This window comes from Oleiphilus sp. HI0128 (assembly GCF_001635365.1).
In genome coordinates this window covers 22,182-42,452 of the sequence record NZ_LWGG01000898.1, presented here as the reverse complement: position 1 = coordinate 42,452, position 20,271 = coordinate 22,182, and the positions used below count along the sequence as shown (strand labels likewise).

Annotated in this window: 16 protein-coding genes; 11 read left to right on the top strand and 5 right to left on the bottom strand. The window is 44.9% G+C overall.

Features of this window, described 5'->3' with window-relative positions:
- Positions 1-27 precede the first annotated feature (27 nt).
- From A3763_RS14535 to A3763_RS14525, 3 genes are all read left to right on the top strand, one after another.
- Positions 28-933, top strand: a complete 906-nt coding sequence (locus A3763_RS14535) for a patatin-like phospholipase family protein (protein WP_068511847.1) — start codon at positions 28-30, stop codon at positions 931-933.
- 278 nt (positions 934-1,211) lie between these two features.
- Positions 1,212-3,176 (top strand): acetate--CoA ligase, encoded by a 1,965-nt coding sequence (gene acs, locus A3763_RS14530; protein WP_068554348.1) that lies wholly within the window; start codon positions 1,212-1,214, stop codon positions 3,174-3,176.
- A 137-nt stretch (positions 3,177-3,313) separates the two neighbouring features.
- Complete coding sequence (locus A3763_RS14525; RefSeq protein WP_068511850.1) at positions 3,314-3,961, top strand: response regulator transcription factor; 648 nt, start codon at positions 3,314-3,316, stop codon at positions 3,959-3,961.
- Positions 3,962-3,970: 9 nt separating this feature from the next.
- Here the strand turns inward: A3763_RS14525 and A3763_RS14520 are convergent, their stop codons facing one another.
- Together A3763_RS14520 and A3763_RS14515 are read right to left on the bottom strand one after the other, a co-directional pair.
- The gene (locus tag A3763_RS14520) at positions 3,971-5,689 is read right to left on the bottom strand and encodes a GspE/PulE family protein (protein ID WP_082865379.1); all 1,719 of its coding nucleotides are present in this window, start codon (positions 5,687-5,689) and stop codon (positions 3,971-3,973) included.
- A gap of 94 nt (positions 5,690-5,783) precedes the next feature.
- Positions 5,784-6,887, bottom strand: coding sequence for a lipase family protein (locus A3763_RS14515; protein ID WP_068511852.1), 1,104 nt, complete (start codon positions 6,885-6,887; stop codon positions 5,784-5,786).
- A 203-nt stretch (positions 6,888-7,090) separates the two neighbouring features.
- Here A3763_RS14515 and A3763_RS14510 point away from each other — a divergent pair, with 203 nt between their 5' ends.
- From A3763_RS14510 to A3763_RS14495, 5 genes are all read left to right on the top strand, one after another.
- Entirely contained in the window at positions 7,091-7,951 is an 861-nt protein-coding gene (locus tag A3763_RS14510; protein WP_068553621.1) for an HDOD domain-containing protein, read from the top strand.
- Positions 7,948-9,351 (top strand): Si-specific NAD(P)(+) transhydrogenase, encoded by a 1,404-nt coding sequence (sthA, locus tag A3763_RS14505; RefSeq protein ID WP_068511859.1) that lies wholly within the window; start codon positions 7,948-7,950, stop codon positions 9,349-9,351. Before A3763_RS14510 ends, sthA begins: the two co-directional genes overlap by 4 nt.
- Positions 9,352-9,427: 76 nt before the next feature.
- A complete protein-coding gene (locus A3763_RS14500; protein ID WP_068511862.1) occupies positions 9,428-9,661 on the top strand; it encodes a hypothetical protein in 234 nt (77 codons plus the stop codon).
- Between the two features lie 12 nt (positions 9,662-9,673).
- On the top strand, positions 9,674-9,814 hold the full coding sequence (locus A3763_RS27630) for a hypothetical protein (RefSeq protein WP_156490449.1): 141 nt from the start codon (positions 9,674-9,676) through the stop codon (positions 9,812-9,814).
- Positions 9,815-9,859: 45 nt separating this feature from the next.
- Positions 9,860-12,238: an ATP-binding protein gene (locus A3763_RS14495; protein WP_068634501.1), complete on the top strand. Its 2,379-nt coding sequence runs from the start codon at positions 9,860-9,862 to the stop codon at positions 12,236-12,238.
- 65 nt (positions 12,239-12,303) lie between these two features.
- Here the strand turns inward: A3763_RS14495 and A3763_RS14490 are convergent, their stop codons facing one another.
- Together A3763_RS14490 and A3763_RS14485 are read right to left on the bottom strand one after the other, a co-directional pair.
- On the bottom strand, positions 12,304-12,828 hold the full coding sequence (locus A3763_RS14490) for a DUF1566 domain-containing protein (RefSeq protein ID WP_068511867.1): 525 nt from the start codon (positions 12,826-12,828) through the stop codon (positions 12,304-12,306).
- Complete coding sequence (locus A3763_RS14485; RefSeq protein WP_082880475.1) at positions 12,821-15,553, bottom strand: DUF1566 domain-containing protein; 2,733 nt, start codon at positions 15,551-15,553, stop codon at positions 12,821-12,823. The genes A3763_RS14490 and A3763_RS14485 overlap by 8 nt, the downstream gene beginning before the upstream one ends.
- A 232-nt stretch (positions 15,554-15,785) precedes the next feature.
- On the opposite strand from A3763_RS14485, the gene A3763_RS14480 reads away from it, so the two are divergent.
- The 3 genes from A3763_RS14480 to A3763_RS14470 all read left to right on the top strand — a co-directional run bounded on the left by A3763_RS14480 (position 15,786) and on the right by A3763_RS14470 (position 19,227).
- The gene (locus A3763_RS14480) at positions 15,786-17,177 is read left to right on the top strand and encodes a DNA recombination protein RmuC (protein WP_068553624.1); all 1,392 of its coding nucleotides are present in this window, start codon (positions 15,786-15,788) and stop codon (positions 17,175-17,177) included.
- Positions 17,178-17,434: 257 nt separating this feature from the next.
- Positions 17,435-18,196 carry a hypothetical protein gene (locus A3763_RS14475; RefSeq protein WP_156490450.1) on the top strand — a complete coding sequence of 254 codons (762 nt, stop codon included), beginning with the start codon at positions 17,435-17,437 and terminating at the stop codon, positions 18,194-18,196.
- Between the two features lie 209 nt (positions 18,197-18,405).
- Positions 18,406-19,227 carry a hypothetical protein gene (locus A3763_RS14470; protein ID WP_068508401.1) on the top strand — a complete coding sequence of 274 codons (822 nt, stop codon included), beginning with the start codon at positions 18,406-18,408 and terminating at the stop codon, positions 19,225-19,227.
- A gap of 36 nt (positions 19,228-19,263) precedes the next feature.
- Here the strand turns inward: A3763_RS14470 and A3763_RS14465 are convergent, their stop codons facing one another.
- Positions 19,264-20,196, bottom strand: coding sequence for an FHA domain-containing protein (locus A3763_RS14465; protein WP_068508398.1), 933 nt, complete (start codon positions 20,194-20,196; stop codon positions 19,264-19,266).
- Between the last annotated feature and the right edge of the window lie 75 nt (positions 20,197-20,271).

Genomic DNA, 20,271 nt, shown 5'->3' with positions numbered 1-20,271 from the left:
TCAGGTCAAATATAAGAAACTTAATTTATGAAATGGAACCCTTTTAATCAGAGTATCGGGCTTGCGTTGGGCGGCGGCGCAGCAAAGGGTATTGCTCACATTGGCGTGCTGCAGGTACTGGAAGAGCGAAATGTAGAGATCGATTATATTTCCGGCACCAGTATTGGGGCTTTAGTCGCGAGCTACTATGCCTTCGGTAAGTCGATAGACGAGATCAAGAAAGTGGGCGAGGATATGAGTTTCAGCTCGATGGTCGGTTTGTCGATTCAACGCAAAGGTATCTTCACCACCAAAACCATTCACGAGATGATTTTGCAAGATATCGGTAATGTGGATATACAGGATGCTCGTATTCCTTTGGCGATTTGTACTACCGATATTCATACCGGTGAGAAGGTCATATTAAGATCAGGGAACTTGGCCGATGCGGTGTGTGCGTCAGCGGCAGTGCCAGGGATTTTTGTGCCGGTAGAAATTGAAGGTAGGTCGTTGGTTGATGGGGGTATCACTGAAAACGTACCCGTTTCAGCACTTGAACAGATGGGTGCGGGTATTACTATCGCTGTTGATTTGAATGGCGTGAGTCGCTATCAAGAACCTAAAGATATGGTCGCTATAATGGGGAATGCTATCGATATCGCAATTGATCAGCGTACCAAGGAGCAGTTGAAGAGGGCTGATTTGGTCTTGTCATTTGACTTGGCTAAATATAGTCGGTTTGGTAACCACGAACAGTTTGCGCCGGTATTCCAATATGGATACGACTTCACCGCAAAGAAGATATCACGCTTGTTCTGGTATCGGAAAATACGGCTTTTATATTTTCTTAGCGAGGTCCTGAAAGTGATTATTCCTCTCAAGGTGCCTATCATTCTGAACTTCAAAAGCTATTTGACCAGGCGGAGAAAGAAGATTCTTTCTAAAGTAGACTAATGCTTATATGAGAGCGAAAATACCGTGGAATTGAGAGCTGTGGTATGAGTTTATTGCGAGTGTCATTTGATGGGTGAACATTATCACTAGTCTGGGTTGTTTGTTCAATTGATGAAACAAACACTGAAGTCGGTTGTGCTATTTCTTTAGTTTATTGTCCAGAGAGCTTTAGACCATAGTCTAGTGCTCGACCAAGGTCTAATTGGCGGCGGCCAGAATATGTTGACAATAAGAGTTATATCTACTTACTCGGTAACATAGACTTCAAGGAGCCTGTCATGAGCTTAGCTGCCCAGAATAACTACACTACCTCTAATTCAACCAGTGATTTTGTGCCAAACATCGATAAAGTTGGCTATCAGAGCCTGTATCAAATGTCGATAGAGAAGAATGAAGACTACTGGCGAAAAGAAGCTGAGCGCTTGTATTGGGATAAACCCTTCACCAAAGTCAAAGATGTCTCATTTGCAAAAGATGACTTACATATTTCATGGTATGAAGATGGAGAGCTGAATGTTTGTTACAACTGTGTAGACAGGCATTTAGAAACGCGAGCAGACCAGGCAGCCATAATTTGGGAAGCCGATGAACCGGGCCACAGCAAGACAATTACCTATCGAGACTTACATCGAGAGGTGTGTCAGTTGGCTAATGGCCTGGAATCTATGGGAGTAGGTAAAGGTGACCGTGTCGTACTGTATATGCCTATGATTCCCGAGGCATCGTATGCGATGCTGGCGTGTGCTCGTATTGGTGCCATTCATTCAGTGGTATTTGGTGGTTTTTCGGCAACAGCTTTAGCAGATCGCCTGGATGATTGTGAGGCAAAAGTCGTGATTACGGCGACAGAGGGTGTGCGTGGTGGGAAATCTATCCCGCTTAAGTCAAGTGTGGACGACGCGCTGGAGATATCCAAACGTAATACTGTCAAAAATGTACTGGTTGTTGAAACAACCCATAACACAGGTTCAACTCGTCATAACTGGGACGTTGACTATCGTCGCTTGGTGGCTGAGCAAGCTGACAAGCATACAGCCGTTCCGGTAAATGCTGAAGATCCATTGTTCATTCTTTATACCTCTGGTTCTACCGGTAAACCAAAAGGTTTACAGCATTCCAGTGGTGGATATTTGACTTATGTGACGTCGACCTACTACTACACATTCGACCATAAAGAAGGTGATGTGTTCTGGTGCTCGGCAGATGTTGGCTGGATTACCGGCCATAGTTACATCGTTTATGGACCCTTGGCGAATGGTGCCACAACGCTCATGTATGAAGGCGTTCCCAATTATCCGAGTATGGGGCGCTTTGGTGAAGTAATTGATCAGCACAAGGTGACAGTTTTCTATACAGCGCCGACGGCTATTCGTACCTTAATGGCTAAAGCGGACGAAGCGACTGGGTCTAGTAAACGTGATTCACTGAGAATTCTTGGTACCGTAGGGGAGCCGATTAACCCGGAGGTATGGCGTTGGTATTATACTGAGTATGGCCATAGCAAATGTCCGGTTGTTGATACATGGTGGCAAACTGAAACGGGTGGTCAGATGATGACGCCTTTACCCTATGCAACAGAATCTAAACCGGGGTCTGCCTGTCATCCACTATTTGGTATACAAGCAGAGTTGGTAGATACCAATAGTGATATTCTCCAAGGTGAAACGAGTGGTCATTTGGTTATTATGGACTCCTGGCCGGGGCAGGCTCGTACCATCTGGAATGATCACGCACGGTTTATCGAAACCTATTTTTCAACTCATGACAATATGTACTTTACAGGCGACGGTGCCAAGCGAGATGCTGATGGCTATTTCTGGATTACCGGGCGTGTTGATGATGTCTTGAATGTTTCAGGTCATCGCTTAGGAACCGCTGAATTAGAGAGTGCTTTGGTGTCTCATCCTGATGTGGCGGAAGCAGCTGTTGTTGGTTATCCACATGATATCAAAGGCGAAGCGATTTATGTTTACGTGACGCCGATGGACGGTGTTGAGCTTGCAGCCAATGCAACAGAGTTACTGAAGCAGCATGTGAGAGTTGAAATGGGGCCGGTTGCGACACCCGAGCTGATTCAGTGGGTCGATGCCTTACCCAAGACGCGATCTGGCAAGATCATGCGCAGGATCCTTCGCAAAATTGCTGCAGATGACTTTGGCAACTTGGGGGATACCTCAACGCTGAACGACCCTTCAGTAGTTGATGTGCTGATCGAGGGTCGTTTGAACCGCACTGACTCATAACTATAGGGTTGCTCGAGGGGAGATGAAAGGCATTATCTACCCCTCGAAAATTATGACCAGTCAGGCTATGCTGTTCTCCAAGGAACGTATTCTAATAATAAACATTGAACAGACATTCAATCCTGTTCGGAGAACTTATGTACCATTTTCATATCGCAGATGATCATCCACTTTTTCGCAGTGCCTTGTTAGAAATTATTAACGCCCACTTTGAAAACGTTACGATCACTGAATCGTCTGACCTGGAGACGACTCTGGCAGCCATTGCTGAAGACCCGGAGCTAGACCTTTTACTACTTGATCTGCATATGCCCGGCAGCCAAGACCTATTTGGCTTGGTGACAGTACGTGAGAAATTTCCTTCAATTCCGGTTGCTGTCGTGTCTGCTCGTGAAGATGCCGAGACGATAAGTCGCTCAATTGGTCATGGTGCAAGCGCTTATATTCCTAAATCAGCGTCGCCAAAAACTATCTATGAAGCATTGCAGTGCGTGACTGAGGGTGAGAAGTGGGTGCCTGAAGAAGTGCGCAGCCGCCTAAGGCGAATCGATGAAGAAGAGATGGACCTGGCTACCAAGATTGCTTCATTGACCCCTCAACAGTACAAAGTACTTTGCTTCCTGAGGGAAGGCTGGCTGAACAAGCAAATTGGATATGAAATAGGTGTGACTGAAGCAACTGTGAAGGCGCACATTACGGCGATATTTAAAAAATTAGGCGTGAGTAACCGTACACAAGCAGTCATTGTCTTGAGCAAGTTGTCTTTGGATGAGGCGTCTGAGTAAGGTTTGAGGTTATCCCAGTCTTACCCGATACACTTCTGACAATGAGGTTTGCTGTTGTCGGGCAATATGCAGTGCATGATCAGTAAGAGGCGTCATGCCATTTTCGATTGCGGCTTTTTCGATATCTGTCGCACTTACTTTTGGCTTGATCATGTCTCGAATATCGGGTGATAGTGTCAACAGTTCATATACTGCAACACGGCCTTTATGGCCTGTCATATGGCAGTTATCACAACCAGCGCCCTGATAGAATACTTCATCCTCACTCAGACCCAAAGCTTTCCGTACAATAGGGGATACCTGCTCTTCTTCCAGGCAGTGAGGACAATTCCGTTTAACAAGTCTTTGAGCCAGTACCGCTAGTAGCGTTGCATTTAGGAGATAGGCTTGTACGCCGATTTCAAGTAGACGGGTAATGGTCGAAGCGGCACTGTTGGTATGTAAGGTTGATAACACCAAATGCCCTGTAAGTGAGCTTTCTACTGCCATTTTAGCTGTTTCTTCATCTCGTATTTCACCGATCATAATGGCGTCTGGGTCGTGGCGAAGAATATTTTTGAGTGCACGTGCAAAGCTATAATCTATGGCATTGTTGACCTGGATTTGCAGAATATCATCGATATGGAATTCAACCGGATCTTCAACGGTGATGATATTGATTTCACGTTGTTTGATGGATTCGAGTGCCGCATAAAGTGTGGTGCTTTTTCCGGAGCCAGTAGGGCCGGTCACTAAAATCAGGCCACTGCTTTTGTTAACGAGTTGGGTAAACAGTTCCGAGTCTTTTTCATTGAATCCTATGGCATCGATATTATTGATACTGGTCGAAGTATCGAGGAGACGGATTACTACGCTTTCTCCATGAATAGTCGGCATGATCGATACGCGCAAATCAATCGATTTATCTTTGCTAGTGATTTTGGTCCGACCATCTTGAGGCAAACGATGCTCAGCGATATTCATTCCTGAGATAATCTTGATACGGGCAACAGCGGCAGGCAACATTTTAATATCAAAGTTGCGTATTTTTAGCAGACTGCCATCAATACGGTAGAGAATATCAACGCTTTTTTCTTTGGGCCTGATATGTATGTCTGATGCTCTGCGGGTTACCGCATCGGCGATCAAATTATGTATTAGCTTAACGGTTGGTTTATCTGATGCGAGCTTTATAGCTTGTTGAGCTTCCCAGCTATTGCTCAAGCTGGTGCTGGGCATATCCTTTAGAACATCATCAATATCGGTTGAGCCATAATATTGAGAAATTGCGTACTCTATATCACTTGCGGTACTCAATACCGGCTCGATGACTTGTTCAGATAAAAAATGCAGTAGGTTGATGGTTTCGTTATCAGACGGGTCTTCCATCGCCACGACTAAGCGATCTTTGTGAGCCATGAGGGGAATAACAGCATGTGCTCTGGCAAACTCGGCAGGAACTAGTTGCAACGCATGTTCATCAACGTCAAACCCGGCGAGCTGAATAAAAGGTATCTCCAGACAGCAGGAAAGTGCATTGCGAACCTGGTGGTCGCTAGCGTAGCCCAAGCGCTGCAATATATGCCCTAGCATTTCTTTCTTGCCCTCAGCAATTTGTTTATGCAGGGCGGTGCTTAACTGTTTTGACGTGATAATGCCGGTTTGCAGTAATATCTGCCCAAGATGCTGGTGTTGATAGCTTTTACTTTTTTCAAGTGACTCTACAAGCTGTTCACGATTTGCAATCAAGAAATAGGCTCCAAAACTAATTATATCCTTATTAGTTTAGTAGAAGATCGCCGCAAATGTGTATTCAAAGCACTTTGGCTTGAGCCGAGTCACTTTAGTGTTCATTTTCCAGCGCGGCTATCATTGCACAGAAGTAGCCATCATCTTTTAGTTGTGAATGGTCTTCTGTATTAGCTGAAATGACACTTGTCATATTATTTATCTGATCAAGTGGGCTTAAGGAAGCATGTTTAGCAATTGAAAGATCATCTGCTAGGTTCAACCAGTATATTTGTTCCAATGAAACAGAGTCACTTTCGTTCCACTCAACATAGTTAGCATAGTGGTCGAGTGAGATCTGCCTACCTAGGGTATCGAAGTTCATCAGGCTGTTTGCTTCGTTCATCGAATTCGCGATAAAGTCTGGAGCAATGCTGGATATCGACTTAAACTCGTTCAGTGCCTGTTGATTTACCGGTAAGCGGGCAATAAGGTCTTGTTCATACACCACTCTATGCACTCGGTTAGCGAGAAGAACTTGAGCTTTTTCAACCCACTTAGGGCTACCAACTTTGGGCGAGCCTGACAGGTAGACCTGATCAACGTGAATACCTTCTTGCTCGAAGCCTGCTGCACTTAGTTGCGCCAGTGCGCCGGCTAAGCTATGGCCAAATACCCATAGTTTGTTGCTTTGACCCTTTCGTGCTCTAACGCTTGCCAATAGCGATGCCCACTCTGAGCTTAATACTTGAGAGAAGCCGTGATGCGTTTTTTCACCTAGTGTAAAGCTATGTTCAAAATCGTCTGAAGTCCCATCGGAATTGTAAAGCCACTCCTTGTTACTATCCGTGTATCTATAGGTAATGAGCATTGTATCTTTATAATCAGCAAGCAATATACGCAGGTTGGTCTCTGGGTTGTCGATGATCTCTAAGTTGCGTAGCTGCCATTGTTGTTCAAACTCTTCAGCGGAAATAGAATTCTCTCCTAGCGTCGTAAGTGAAATCCAGGAGAGACTTAGAGCGTTGGCGAAATCGAAATGAGCTTTTTGGGTATCCAGGTATATTTCGGGAGGGACTTGTGTGCAATTGGCGGAGTCGAGTTGTTCAATAAAGGCTGAACGGGAAATATCCGCATAGGCTGAAAAAGATAAAGCCAAGCTGAAGGGTAGAATAATGGGCAAAGAAAGTAGCAACGACAAGATACTAAACTTCTTCATAGAGCTCCTGGAATTGAAACGGTTGTTTGAATGAGCGCGTATAATAGGCGAGCTAGTTATAATCTCAAGGAATTAGGCTCAGCTATTGCAATTGTTCACTAATTACACAAAGCTGTTACATCCTTCGTTATTTCCCAATATCCCTGCTATCCCACCAACGCTGGTCTACACTAAATAAAAACAATAATCAGTGGAGTAGTTGTGTGAGCAGCCCGATTTCAGATTTAAGCCCAAAAGCGCAAGCTATTGCGAAATATATTGATAATCTAAGCGATAACAAAATCGAAGTGCCGATGCTGCCGGATGTGGCAAACCAGGTTTTAGCTTTATCGAATGATCCAGATTCTGATGCCGCACAGTTGGCCAAACTCATACAAAGTGACCAGGCCTTGGCTGGCCATGTGATGCGCATTGCTAATTCAGCCGCATATACACCCAACGCCTCAATGGTTTCTCTGCAACAAGCTGTGGCAAGGCTCGGTCTGTCTCTGATTACAGAAATTGCTTTGGCAGCTTCTCTTAATACGAAAATATTTAAAGCGCCCACATACGAAAACCGTATTAATGAAATATGGGACCATGCTTTATGTACAGCCTTTTGGGGAAAAGAGGTTGCGCGAGTTGCCAAGAAAAATGTCGAAGCCGCCTTTCTATGCGGTTTGCTTCATAGCATTGGCAAACCGGTTATCCTTCAGACCATCTTTGACTACTCGGAATGGCATGACGTATCTATTTCATTAGATGAAGTAGGGGTAATCGAATCTGCTTATCATGTGAAATATGGCGAAGTCGTGGTCAGAAAATGGAAAATGCCCGCAATCGTTCAGGAATCTGTTCATTACTATGCTGACTATCAAAATGCCCAAAGCAATCGTGACCAAGCGATGGTGACTAATGGTGCTGCTAAGTTAGCTCAAGCAATGTTATCGGGTGAAGAAGCTGCGATAGATACAGCTTTGCAAGATACCGTATTTGCAGATCTGAATTTATATGAAGATGAATTGGAGCTTTTGAAGGAAAGACACGACATCGTGAAGAGTGGTCTGGAGGCAATTCGTTCATGAGACAAGTTGATGTAGTGATTATTGGTAGTGGTCCTGCAGGGCAAAAAGCAGCGGTACAGGCAGCCAAAGGTGGTAAGAGTGTCGCTCTTATAGAGCGGGATCAATGGTTGGGTGGTGCATGTGTACACAGAGGAACGATCCCCAGCAAGACGCTTCGTGAGAACGCCTTACGTGTTAAAAAGATGCGAGAGAATGCGGCCTTATGTCAGTTTGAATTAGCTGAAGATACCGAGATGTCGACACTGATCGACCGCTTGAATCGGGTATTGAAAGCGCACGACGGTTTTATGGTAAATCAGATTGAACGCAATAATATCGAACGTATTCACGGCCGGGCCAAGTTTGTATCGCCGAATGTTATCGAGGTAACAAAAGTGCGCGGCGAAGCTGAACAAATTGAAGCCAGTAGCTTTGTTATTGCTTCCGGCTCGATCCCTCGTAAGCCAGATAATATCCCTGTCGATCATGAAAATATTTTTGATTCTGACTCAATCCTAACAATGTTGTATTTGCCAAAGAGCCTCACTGTTCTCGGTGGTGGTGTTATCGCTAGTGAATATGCCTCTATCTTCCAGGCGCTTGGCGTTAAGGTAACAATGATTGACCGGTATCCTTTGCCTTTGGGCTTTATGGATGGTGACTTAACCTCCAAGTTTGTCGACTCATTTCAGGAAATGGGTGGCACATGGTTAGGTGAGAAGAACGTTGAAACTGTTGAGTGGGATGGCTTATCTGAAGTCATCACGCGATGCGATGACGGGACTATTGTTAGATCTGCGAAGCTTCTTTGTGCCGCTGGCCGCGTAGCAAATGTGAAGGACCTGCAGATTGCCAATGCTGGTTTGGAGTTAAATGAGTTTGGCAATATATCGGTTGATGATATGTTGCAAACCCAAGTCCCGCATATTTATGCGGCAGGCGATGTCATTGGCCCGCCATCATTGGCCTCGGCGTCAATGGAGCAGGGACGACGAGCGAGTTGTAATGCTTTAGGAATTGAAGTGGGTCCAATGAGTAAGATGATCCCCTCGGGTATCTATGGAATTCCTGAACTCTCGGCTGTTGGGATGACTGAGCAGCAAGCTAAGAAAGAGCATGGTGACGGTATTGTGATTGGTAAAGCCAATTTTGAAGAGATCTCTCGTGGTCAGATTAATGGAATACGTGATGGTATGCTGAAGATCATATGTGACCCTCAGGGCGAAAAGATTCTCGGTGTTCAGATCGTTGGCGAAGGTGCAACCGAGCTTATTCACATTGGTCAGATGGCAATGCTTTCAAATGCTGATGTCGATATCTTTGTCGAGAGCATATTTAACTTCCCGACACTAGCCGAAGCATACCGAGTTGCAGCCTTAGCAGTGATAGGCAAGCGCTCACAGCACAGTGATAAGTATTAGGACGTGAGCACAATGTTTGAAAGGAAGTTACCCGTCTTCAATTGAGTTGTTTTAGAGCAGGTAAGGAAAGTGTCACATGTACAAGTTTCGAGATCAGCTTCTACTTACTCTATTAGTTGTCGGCTTATTGCCTTCGCTGGTGATATCCTTTCAAACCTACCTTCACAGCAAGGCACAAGTTACTGAGTCTACCGTAGAAATTGCGCAGAAGAGCTTAATGCTCGTTGCTAATGGTCTTCAGTTTGAGTTTGACCATGGTGAGTCATTGGTGCAGGAATACGCTCGTTCTGCAGAGCTTTCTGGCCTTTAGTTCGAAACCTTCATGCCTTATCTAAAGCGTGAATTGACCTTCCTGAAACCTAAGTTTGAGAAGTTCATTATTGGTTTACCCAACGGACATTTCTATAACACTTCTGGTGCGAATCTGCTACAAGGAGGGATTCGAACCTTTGATGATAAATAACCAGACTCGAAGCCTAAAAATATTCGCTCTCGCGACTATTGGCAGGTGAGTATTCACCCTGAAGATCCTGATTCGCCTGAAGCCTATATTTCTAACCCGATGATCTCCTTTACGACGGGGGTTAAGCAGATTGTTATTGCGGCTCCTATTCAGGATAAAGGTAAGATAGTAAGGGGGATGTTGGGGCTGAGTATTCCCTGGGAATATATCCATGATCGGGTTCAAACCTTGGTTAAAGAAAGTTTTTCTGGTGTCCAGGGAAGTGCCAAGGTGATGCTGGTTGCGAATGACGGAACTTACTGGTATCACTGGGACGAAAATAAGATCATTCAACTATTACGTGATGATCAAGGCGACTTTGTCTTAAATGAGCAGGGTGAAAAGGCCGTCAGTAAGTACTCTATCCTAAATGAACATAACCCTAAATTAAACGCTCTTGGTAACGAGATGATCACGGGGAATGCCGGAATGAGGGCGCTTGATCTAGGAGGGGAGGCTCACCAGCCTATTCCTGGTAGTCGATATAGCATCGGTGTCGCGCTTGAAGACCACTTGATGTTAGCGCCTGTTAGAAAAACCTTAGAGAACACTTTCGTTATTTTGTTTTCGGCATTTATTCTAATTATTGCCGCCGGATTTTTCTTGGTAAAGTATTTTTCCCAGCCTGTTGCTCAGCTTCTCGACAAGATCTCCCGTTTGGCTGCTGGTGAGTCAGTCGATAGAAGCATTGTTACTAATACAGAAGAGCTCCAGGTTTTATCGAAAGCAATTTTTTCTCTTTACGATACCGTCGATACGCAGCGGAAGAAAATACGCGATAGCAAAGAGCTATTTTCACTTATTGTGCAGGGCTCGAATGACGGTATTTGGGATTGGGATATATTGGCTAATTCTCTGTATCTATCGCCTCGTTGGAAGGCGATTATTGGCTATCAGGATGATGAGCTTGAAAATGATACGAAGGCCTTTCAGAAACACGTTCACCCTGAAGATCGTCATCAAATAAATACGCTCTTTTCTGACCTTATCAAGGGAAAGGCTGACACCAGTCAGTGCCGTTTCCGAATGCTGAAAAAAGATGGCTCGTTGGTCACAATTTTGTCACGCAGTATGGCTGTTCGCGATGACAAGAAAAGAACCCTGAGAATTATTGGATCGAATACAGATATTTCTGATGTGGTCGCGAGAGAACAAGAGGTGATTGAACTTAATAAAGGCCTGGAGGGTAAGGTTTTACAGAGAACTGAAGATTTGGAAAGTGCGCTTAAAGAAGCTGAACAGGCAAACATGGCGAAGACTACATTCCTTTCCAATATGTCTCATGAAGTACGGACGCCTATGAATGGAATTATTGGCCTGACTTCACTGTGCCTCGAAACTGATTTAGATGACAAGCAGAGAGACTACTTGGAAAAAGTCATGCAATCTTCAGAAATGCTACTGAAGATTCTCAATGAAATTCTCGACTTCAATAGGATCGAATCGAATATGATTGAGTTGGAGGAAGTAGAGCTTGAATTGAGTGAGCTGGCTAGAAATATTGAGTCTCTAATGTTACCTGCTGCTGATCAGCAAGGAATCGCCTTTAAGGTAGTCTTGGATGAGGCTTTACCCGTTTATGTTAGAACGGATGAGCTTCGTTTATCGCAAGTCTTATTGAATCTATGCGGCAACGCAGTCAAGTTTACCGAAGAGGGTGAGGTGACTTTAGCGCTTAGCTGTGATGCTAAATTGGATGAAAGTGAAGGTCGGTGCGGTGTTCGGTTTTCGGTGAGTGATACCGGCATTGGTATTCACGATACGAAAGACTTGTTTATGCCTTTCAAGCAGGAAGATGCCTCTACGACCCGGAAATATGGCGGGACAGGTCTGGGGTTATCTATCAGCAAGAGATTGGTGGATTTGCTGGGAGGAGAGTTAAAGGTCGAAAGCCAAGTGGGCAGTGGCTCTACTTTTGAATTTACCTTGGATCTTCCTGTTGTTAAGGAAGCAAAGCTTGAGGTGAAAACAGTACTCGGCAAAGAGACAGAAAGATTGTTGAGAAAAGTTAAGGCGCCTGCTGATGTATGCGTGCTTTTGGTTGAAGATAATAAAATTAACCAAATGATCGCTGAAGAAATTCTTAAGAAAGCGGGTTATCAGGTTGAGATAGCGGATAATGGTGAAGACGCTGTTGCCAGTGTTGAGGCGAAAGATATCGACTTGATCTTAATGGATATTCAAATGCCTATTATGGATGGCGAGCAAGCCTGTCAGATTATTCGGGAACAATTACGAAGGCAAGATTTACCCATTATTGCTCTTACAGCAAATGTTCTTCCTGAACAAACCGAACAGTATTTGAATCAAGGTTTTACTTCCTTTGTTGGTAAACCTTTTGATAATGCGGTCTTGCTTGAGACAATATCTAAATACACGGTTTAAGCAAGGCTGTTGGCAGCTGCCCTTAGCTTTGATCGCGTGATCGTTCCTCATTCCATTAGATTAAACTATTGAACGCTTCGAACTAAACGAATTGGCCAAGCCTGCTCTCTGGTGATGGTACCTGTTGCGCCATGTTTGAAGTCCACGAACCATGTGGCCGTATCATTGTTGTAGTCAGGTGACGCACTCCAGAGAAACTTGTTGGCAGTATTGGGGAAAACCGTCGCATTAATACTTGGCTCAACGCATTGGTCTTCTAGCAGAGAGGCTAACTCTGCCTGGTTGGGAAGGCGCCAATCGGCGTAGCCTGCAAAACCTCCTGTCGCGTTTATATTACGAGGGATCTGAAGAGCTCCTGACCAGTTCTGCTCGTTGAGAATGCCGGTATTACACTGAGTGCCACTTAAACCTTCCAAGCATTGTTTCCACATTAGTGCCGTGCTGGTATCGGTAATGGTGCCGTCTCCGTGAATAACAAATTGTGTTGCAGGCGTCGTTTCGGCAATGGTATCGCTACTACATTCCTGTGCCAGGACAGGAAGTGAAAGCAAAGAGTGTGTTAGAAGCCCTAAGCAAATATATTTATTCATAACCACCTCTTACTAGTCGTACCTGGTTTACATTGCGTTTATCGAGGCTATAAGAGTTACCATGAGAAAAATTTACTCCCCAGGCACTGCTTGTACCGAGTGCAAAAGGGCTAGATGTCCAGGTTAAGGCTGCATTGGAAGGGAAGTAATCAGTATCGAGCATGGGTTTAGCATTACCGTAATCAACGATACTGAGCAGCTCTTTGCGATTAGGTAGTCGCCAGTCGGCATAGCCACACCAGCCGGCTTCATTCATACGGTTAACAAAGGCTTCGGTGTTGCAGTAGCTAGCCGGTTCGTCTTCGTTATAGGCAAAACATTGCTCTCCTCTGCTATCTGCAAAACCTTCCGAACCACCGTTTGAGCTTGCGTCAGTATTGTACCAACTGTAACGATCATCGGCGTCATTTAAACCTTCGTCTCCTGGTGTTTCGTTGCCTTCACTTTTTACTTCCCACATTAAGCCTGTGACAGAGTCTTGAACGCAGCTCCATTCAGCATCTGAACTATCCGTTTCAACGCCATCCTCATCGAACTTTATAAAGCTGAAGCCAGCACGACCATCACTATCATCGTTATGTGTTAGCTCCCGACCTAAGGAACAATCCTGTTGGTCGATGGCTTCGCCGGAACAGTCTAGGTTATTGCCGCTAGGGTAGCTTGCTCCCCAGGTAATACCGGTTCCATTTACGCGAATATTAGTCGCCGGTATTGGGCCGACCACGACATTAACCAGGTCCGGTTCTGAATCGAGTTGGCCATCGTTAACCACTAATGAAAATACCAATCTTCCATCAGTGTGAGCTTCAAATACCGGGTTAGCATCTGTCTCATCACTTAAACTTACTTCAGGGCCGCTTATTTGAAGCCAGCTATAACTTAAGGGGTCGTCTTCAGGGTCGAGGCTTCGGCTGCCCTTTAGTGCCACAATAGAGAGACTGCCAACATATCGGTCGACACCGGCGTTGGCGATAGGAGGATTGTTTGCAGGCATCACTGAAATATTCGTGAATGAGATTTCCGAAGATAGTTCACCGTCATTGACAATAAGTGAAAACTGCAATTCTCCACCCTCCGTTGGCGCCACGAAGCTGGGTGAGACCAAGGTGTTATCATTCAGTTCAACGTCTGGCCCTGCAGTTTGTGACCACTCGTAAGTGAGCGTGTCATTTTCGGGGTCGTTGCTTTGGCTTCCATCCAGTGTTACAGAATCTCCGCCTTCAGTGCTTTGAGATAGGCCCGCATTGGCGAAAGGTGCCGAATTGGCATTGCTGACACTGATTACCACTTCGTCAGCCGCAGAATTTGCTTCGCCATCACTGACTACCAATGAGAAAGTCAGGATAAGGGTGCTAGTCGAATCAGTTTCAGGTGCCTGGAATTGTGGTTGTAGTTCTGACACCGAGCTTAGAATGACGCTTGGGCCACCTGTCTGACGCCAGGCGTAACTTAAACTCAGGTGCTCACTATGAGTACTTTCACTGGCATCTAGTGAAACCAATGTATTGCTTCTGACTGTTTGGTCAGCGCCTGCGTGAGCGACCAATGCAGTGCTGATAGCTTGAACAGAAATAATAATGCTATCGCTTACAGAGTTTAACTCGCCGTCATTGACGGTTAGGCTAAGCTCAATTTCGCCACCATTTTCCGGTGCTATGAATGAAGCTTGAGCTTGCTCTGAATCTAGAACTGTAACCACAGGGCCGGAAACCTGTTGCCAGGTATAGCTCAGGCTGCTTCCTTCCGGGTCGGTGCTATTTGCGCCGCTAACGACGACAATGTCATTCCCGTTTGCTTGTTGGTCAGGGCCCGCATCGGCCATAGGGGGTTGATTAGTATTGATTGCAGTGACTGTAATACTCACCTCATCAGTTTCGGAGCTTTCAAGACCATCGTTAACATGCAAGGAAAAGACGTAGTTAGCGTCAATATTGGGTGCAACAAAGCTGGGAAAAGCGATGCTTGTATCATTGAGTGTTATGCTTGGGCCGCTAACTTGAGTCCATAAATAACTTAGCGTGTCGCCATCAGAATCAAGACTTTGAGAACTGTCCAGCGTGACCAAGCTGTTCCCGTTAGCGTTTTGGTCATCACCTGCATGGGCGATAGGCTGTGTATTTGAGGTCTGTGGGTCAGAACCGTTGTCAGGGTCAGAACCGTTGTCAGGGTCAGAACCGTTGTCAGGGTCAGAGTCGCTGTCAGGATCAGAACCGTTGTCAGGGTCAGAGCCGCTGTCAGGATCAGAACCGCTGTCAGGGTCAGAGCCGCTGTCAGGGTCAGAGCCGCTGTCAGGGTCAGAGCCGGTGTCAGGGTCAGAACTGCTATCAGGATTAGAGTGGGTGTTGTTGTCAGCTTGTTCTAGTACAGTTACCGTGACGGTATCAGGGACAGATGAGTTGATCCCGTCGCTAATGTGTAGCTGGTAGCGCAGGGTTGTACTTCCGTCAGGGGCAATAAAGCTCGGTGAGTCATCTTCGTCTGAGCTGAGTTCCACGAAGGGACCGTCAACCTGAATCCACTTGTAGTTTATATCGTCTTCGTCTGGGTCATGGCTGGCAGAACCGTCTAAGGTCACTAATTGTTTTTCGGTGACCGTCATGTCTTCACCTGCATTGGCTACAGGTTGATGATTTTGGGGCGAAGATTTGCCAGACGAGCCTCCATTACAGGCACTGAGTAATAGAACTAGCGGCACTATCCAGCATCGTTGTAGAAAAATTTTCATGGCAGCTATACTAAAGTGTCAAAGGTATATTCAAAGCGCTGTCTAAGGTTTTAGCGCGATTACCAGCTAGGGAAGCATTAAATGGGCCAAAATTTATGGTGTCTTCTATAATCTATTGAATAGCAATGATTATTGGTCTCTCAGACTCTGATAGTATGGTTTTTGGGATACCGTACAGACTTCTTTTTGCCGACGTAGCGGCAAATGTTTTCACTTATCTAAGGCTAACTAAATGGAACAGCACTTACTGGCGAACCTAGAGTTATTTATCGCTTGTTTATCCTTTATTGTTATAGGTGGTCTGGCTTATTTTCGAAAGCTATACCTTGGAAAGCTAAGTGATGAACAGAGCAGATACTCAGCTCTAGAAAGTGATAAGGCTCTTTTGCTGGAACGTTTAGAGGCTCAAGGTGAACAGTGTTTAAACTTACATGACGAGCTTCAGTCGTCCAGGCTTCAGGTGGTTGACTTGAATCGAAATAATGCCCGTCTAGAGGCGGTTATTGAAGAGCGTGATCGCGCAATGATTCAACAGAGAGAGCAATTTGAGTCTCAGAAAAAATCACTTCAGTCAGAGTTTGAGAATTTGGCGAACCGCATCTTTGACGAAAAGGGAAAACGCATTACCAAGGATAACCAGTTGTCTATCGAAGGCGTGCTAAAACCTTTTAGAGAACAAATTACCGAGTTCCGTCATCGGGTAGACGGTATCCAGAAGGAAAATCATGAATCGGCTGGTAGTCTAAAGAAGGAGTTGGAGATTCTGCGAAACCTTAATGCGCAGATGTCTCAGGATGCCCAGAACCTGACGACTGCACTCAAAGGCGATAAGAAAACCTTGGGTAATTGGGGCGAGGTGCAACTAGAAAGAAGTTTACAGGTCGCCGGATTAGTAAAAGATCAGCATTATCGGACGCAGGTTCACCTTAAAGATGACAAAGGGCGAGCGTATTTTTTAGATTTTTTAATAGACCTGCCAGACAATCAGCATTTGATTATCGATAGTAAGGCCTCATTGGTGGCGTATGAATCTGCTATTTCGGCTGAAACAGAAGCTCAACGCGAATTAGCGATGAATAATTATATTCAAGCATTGAGAGTGCATGTTAAAGAGCTATCAGAGAAAAACTACAGTCGTCTTAAAGGAATTAACTGCCCAAGTTTTGTCTTGATGTTCTTGCCATTGGAGGCCGCATATATAGAAGGGCTTAAGCATAGTCCTGAGCTTTATGAAGAAGCTTATCGCGAAAATATTATTCTAGTTTCCCATACAACGCTTTTACCGATACTAAAAACCGTTTCAAATATCTGGCGTCTTCAGAACAGCCAAAATGATGCATTGGCCTTAAGTGAAAAAGCGGGTGAGATATACAACCATGTGTGTGTTGTGGCAGAGAGGCTGCAGAAACTGGGTGGCAGCTTGCTTAGCTCGAATAATCACTATAATAACGTACTTATATCGCTTGTCGGACAACAAGGCCTTCATGGGAAAGTGGAACGATTTCAAGAAATGTCAATTGAAGCGAATAAGCGTATGCCTCAATTGGAACCTTTAAATAAGGATGTCGAACTAGAGCGCCTGGATCGTGTTCTGTTAGATGGTTTGCCTGAAGGTAGCAAATAAAAACCTGAAATAGATGAAGTTTGTTTAATAAGTAATCTGCTTTAGATCAATTTTTTTACATGTAAGTGAAAAAAGTTCGGTTTTCACCCATGACCTATTGTCTAGTTTTTGATAAAGTGCATTTGGATATATTTTAGTCATCGGTAGTAACTATTAGCTATATAAAAATAAGACTTGTACTCGTGAGCTTGATGATCTAACGCTAGCAACTTGATTGTCGGGCTTTCTAGACCTTATAGAAAGGGAAGATGATGTTCATGAATTCACTTATCCACTTGTTTGAGGCGACTACCCTCATTTTAGTGGGGGTTTTGATTGTTCAGGTTTATCGCTGTTATCTGAATTCTACTCGCATGGAACGAGCTCAGAGCGAACTGTCTCAGGTCGAGACTTCTGCGCGCAGAATGAGTGTGCGAATCAATATATCCTCTTCAAGTCAGGGGGCTTCCCCGAAACCTCAGTTATTGGTCGCTGAGCAGGACATGAGCTCTGCAGGCACTGAGATTGTAGATCATTGTTCAGCAAGCGCCTCAGATAAGAATGATGACGATGCTCCCTTAAGCTCCCAAGAAGCAAATTCTAACGGTCAGATCTTGAATGATTATATTGGTGAGTTCTTTTCAGAGCCTGCCCAGGTTGATATTCAGGCGTATAAGCGTCCAATTGAGCAAGAAGTGTCGTCAGCTAAAGAGACGCTTGAACCTGAAGATCTGCCTACCGTTCAATCACTTGCATCGTCGAAAGGGCTTGACCAGCTAGTGCCCGAGAGTGAGAGTGATGAGGTGATTGTTGTTGAATCACAGACCAAAATCACGCCAGTCATTCTTGATGAGGGCGTAGCGGAACCAGATAACTTACCTGTGTTAACTGAAATGGCCTCTATTGAGGAGCTTGTAGAAGACGATAGTATTATTACGGTTGGGCCTGAAAGTGACAGTTCGGACCCTAGTGATAAGGTTATGTCTGATAAAGTTGTACACGCTATGTTGGACGAGGCACGCCTCGTATGCGCTTCGTAGTTTAGCTTACTTCCTAGTCTCTGCATCTTTTCTGCTTTAGTCAGCTTTTGCAAAAGCTTGAGAGTGTTTTTGCTCTTGTACTCGTCCCCTGAACCGTTTTTCATTGCGTTAAAAACAAAGATTTGCTTGGTGGTAGACACTAAGGATCTCGATCTTTGCTATGCTATCTATGCGTGACAATAAACTTGTATGCTTTGACAGGGTCATCAATGAGAAACTTATGTTTGTTTTTATTTTTATGCTTGCAGGTAGGGATTGTAAATAGCTCAGGTTTGCCGCCAGAGCATGAGGTCGAGCGTCTTTTGTTGGCCTTAAAGGAGTCGGTGGAAAATGGGAACTGGGAGCATGCGACGAGTCAGCTAGTACTTATGCGTAAGTTAGACGTGCCGCAACCGCTTGAGTCTCATTATTTCGAGGGTTTGGTTAAAATCCGCAAACAAGAGTTTCACAGTGCGCGTCAGGTGCTTGAACGCTATGTTATTAGTTCAGGTAGTCAGGGGCAGTTCTATGAGCAAGCTTTGCGCTTGATAACAGAAGCTGAAGAGGCAGAGAAAAGCCTTGAGGGCTCAGGACAAAAAAACAAAACGTCTATAGAAATGGTGGAATTGCCCCAAAGAGACGGCTATATAAAATCACTGCAAGCCTTATATTTAACACAGGATCCGGTTGAAGCGCTAAGCATGCAGATAAATAGTCTCTTGAATGCGCATCCCTATACAGGCTCTAGGATCAAAAAAAACGGAGTAAAAGAAGGTTTGGTGTATCACCTTGGTGTGGTGAAAGGTGGAGTGACCCTTCAGGAAAAGAGCTATCAAGATGGTGCCCCGATGCTAAGTGCAACAAGCTTACAGGTTGCCGGGTTAGATCCTTTTATTGGCGCCGGTTGCTCAAGTCTAGAATATGCTTGTTGGTTGCTTCATCCTTCGGATAAGCACCAACGCTGGATCAAAATAGATTACGATGAAATGGTTGTGGATGAGCTTCGGGATGCAATGACGAAGTTGCTACAATCTTTACAGCAAGATTTATAGCAACTTTCAAGGCCCTCTATAGATGACGAGCTCTTATCACTGAAAGTAAATAAATGCAGTGATAGCGGCAATAGCAATGATCGAAGCAATGATGATTCCTGTCATTGAGCTGCTCTTGTTTTTATTCGTGGGTTTACTATCTCCCGATATCCATTCTTGTTTGCCGTTCGAAGCCAATCGTTTCTTTGCGGCTTTGGGTTTCGGTTTTGCTGTCTGTTTTGGTGCCGGTTTCTTAACTGGCTTCTTTTCGGGTTGTTCTATCTTTGTCGACAAGCGCGAGCTGGATGTCTTTTCAGTGCTTGGCGGGGTGCTGTCAGACGCACTGCGAATAATCGTTTTGTTGGGGTCGTGAGCCGGTCCGTTTACTTCGAAGGTTAATACGTCCAGCTTGATTTTGTCGCCATTTTTAACAGCTGATTGTTTTACTTGTCTACCATTTAAAAAGGTGCCGTTGGAGGAGTCGAGATCTTCCATGTATAGCTGGCCACTTTTAACTTCTAATGCTACGTGCTTTCTGGAAAGGTGTTCCAGAGGTAGCGTTATGTCGCAGCTTGGGTCTCGACCAATAACGACGCGTTTATTGATGACAAAACGGCTTTGGTCTAGCCAGCTTGCGCTAGAGTAGATAGACCAACCCGCAGAGTAGTTTGTCGTGGAACCTGCATTGCTCTGTTCATTCACAGACTTTGGGTCGATTAGTTCCAGTTCAATAGAGCCAATGGTGATGACGTCTCCAGCTTTGAGGCTTGTATTCGTCGCGACAGGCTTATCATTGAGTAACACGTTTGAGCTCGACGAGACATTATTTAGGCTCAGTTTTTCTTGTGTGTTGGTAATTTGGATATGATGGTCGAGAATATCTTTCTCGTTTATCATTAGGCTGTTGTCCGCAGCTTTACCGATCGTAAAATTCTGATCAACTAACCATACGGACTCTCTTCGGCGATCCCTGAACTGAAGCTTAAGCATAGAACTCTTGTACTCGTTTATTGACTGGTGATAAGTATTAAATTTTCCACGTTATGTTGAGTATAGTCTTAAGTT

Coding starts and splice junctions, on each gene's coding strand:
- A3763_RS14465 (WP_068508398.1), bottom strand. CDS start 20,196: ATGCTTAAGCTTCAGTTCAGGGATCGCCGAAGAGAGTCCGTATGGTTA.
- A3763_RS14480 (WP_068553624.1), top strand. CDS start 15,786: ATGGAACAGCACTTACTGGCGAACCTAGAGTTATTTATCGCTTGTTTA.
- A3763_RS14515 (WP_068511852.1), bottom strand. CDS start 6,887: ATGAAGAAGTTTAGTATCTTGTCGTTGCTACTTTCTTTGCCCATTATT.
- A3763_RS14475 (WP_156490450.1), top strand. CDS start 17,435: ATGAATTCACTTATCCACTTGTTTGAGGCGACTACCCTCATTTTAGTG.
- A3763_RS14470 (WP_068508401.1), top strand. CDS start 18,406: ATGAGAAACTTATGTTTGTTTTTATTTTTATGCTTGCAGGTAGGGATT.
- A3763_RS14525 (WP_068511850.1), top strand. CDS start 3,314: ATGTACCATTTTCATATCGCAGATGATCATCCACTTTTTCGCAGTGCC.
- sthA (WP_068511859.1), top strand. CDS start 7,948: ATGAGACAAGTTGATGTAGTGATTATTGGTAGTGGTCCTGCAGGGCAA.
- A3763_RS14500 (WP_068511862.1), top strand. CDS start 9,428: ATGTACAAGTTTCGAGATCAGCTTCTACTTACTCTATTAGTTGTCGGC.
- acs (WP_068554348.1), top strand. CDS start 1,212: ATGAGCTTAGCTGCCCAGAATAACTACACTACCTCTAATTCAACCAGT.
- A3763_RS14535 (WP_068511847.1), top strand. CDS start 28: ATGAAATGGAACCCTTTTAATCAGAGTATCGGGCTTGCGTTGGGCGGC.
- A3763_RS14490 (WP_068511867.1), bottom strand. CDS start 12,828: ATGAATAAATATATTTGCTTAGGGCTTCTAACACACTCTTTGCTTTCA.
- A3763_RS14485 (WP_082880475.1), bottom strand. CDS start 15,553: ATGAAAATTTTTCTACAACGATGCTGGATAGTGCCGCTAGTTCTATTA.
- A3763_RS27630 (WP_156490449.1), top strand. CDS start 9,674: ATGCCTTATCTAAAGCGTGAATTGACCTTCCTGAAACCTAAGTTTGAG.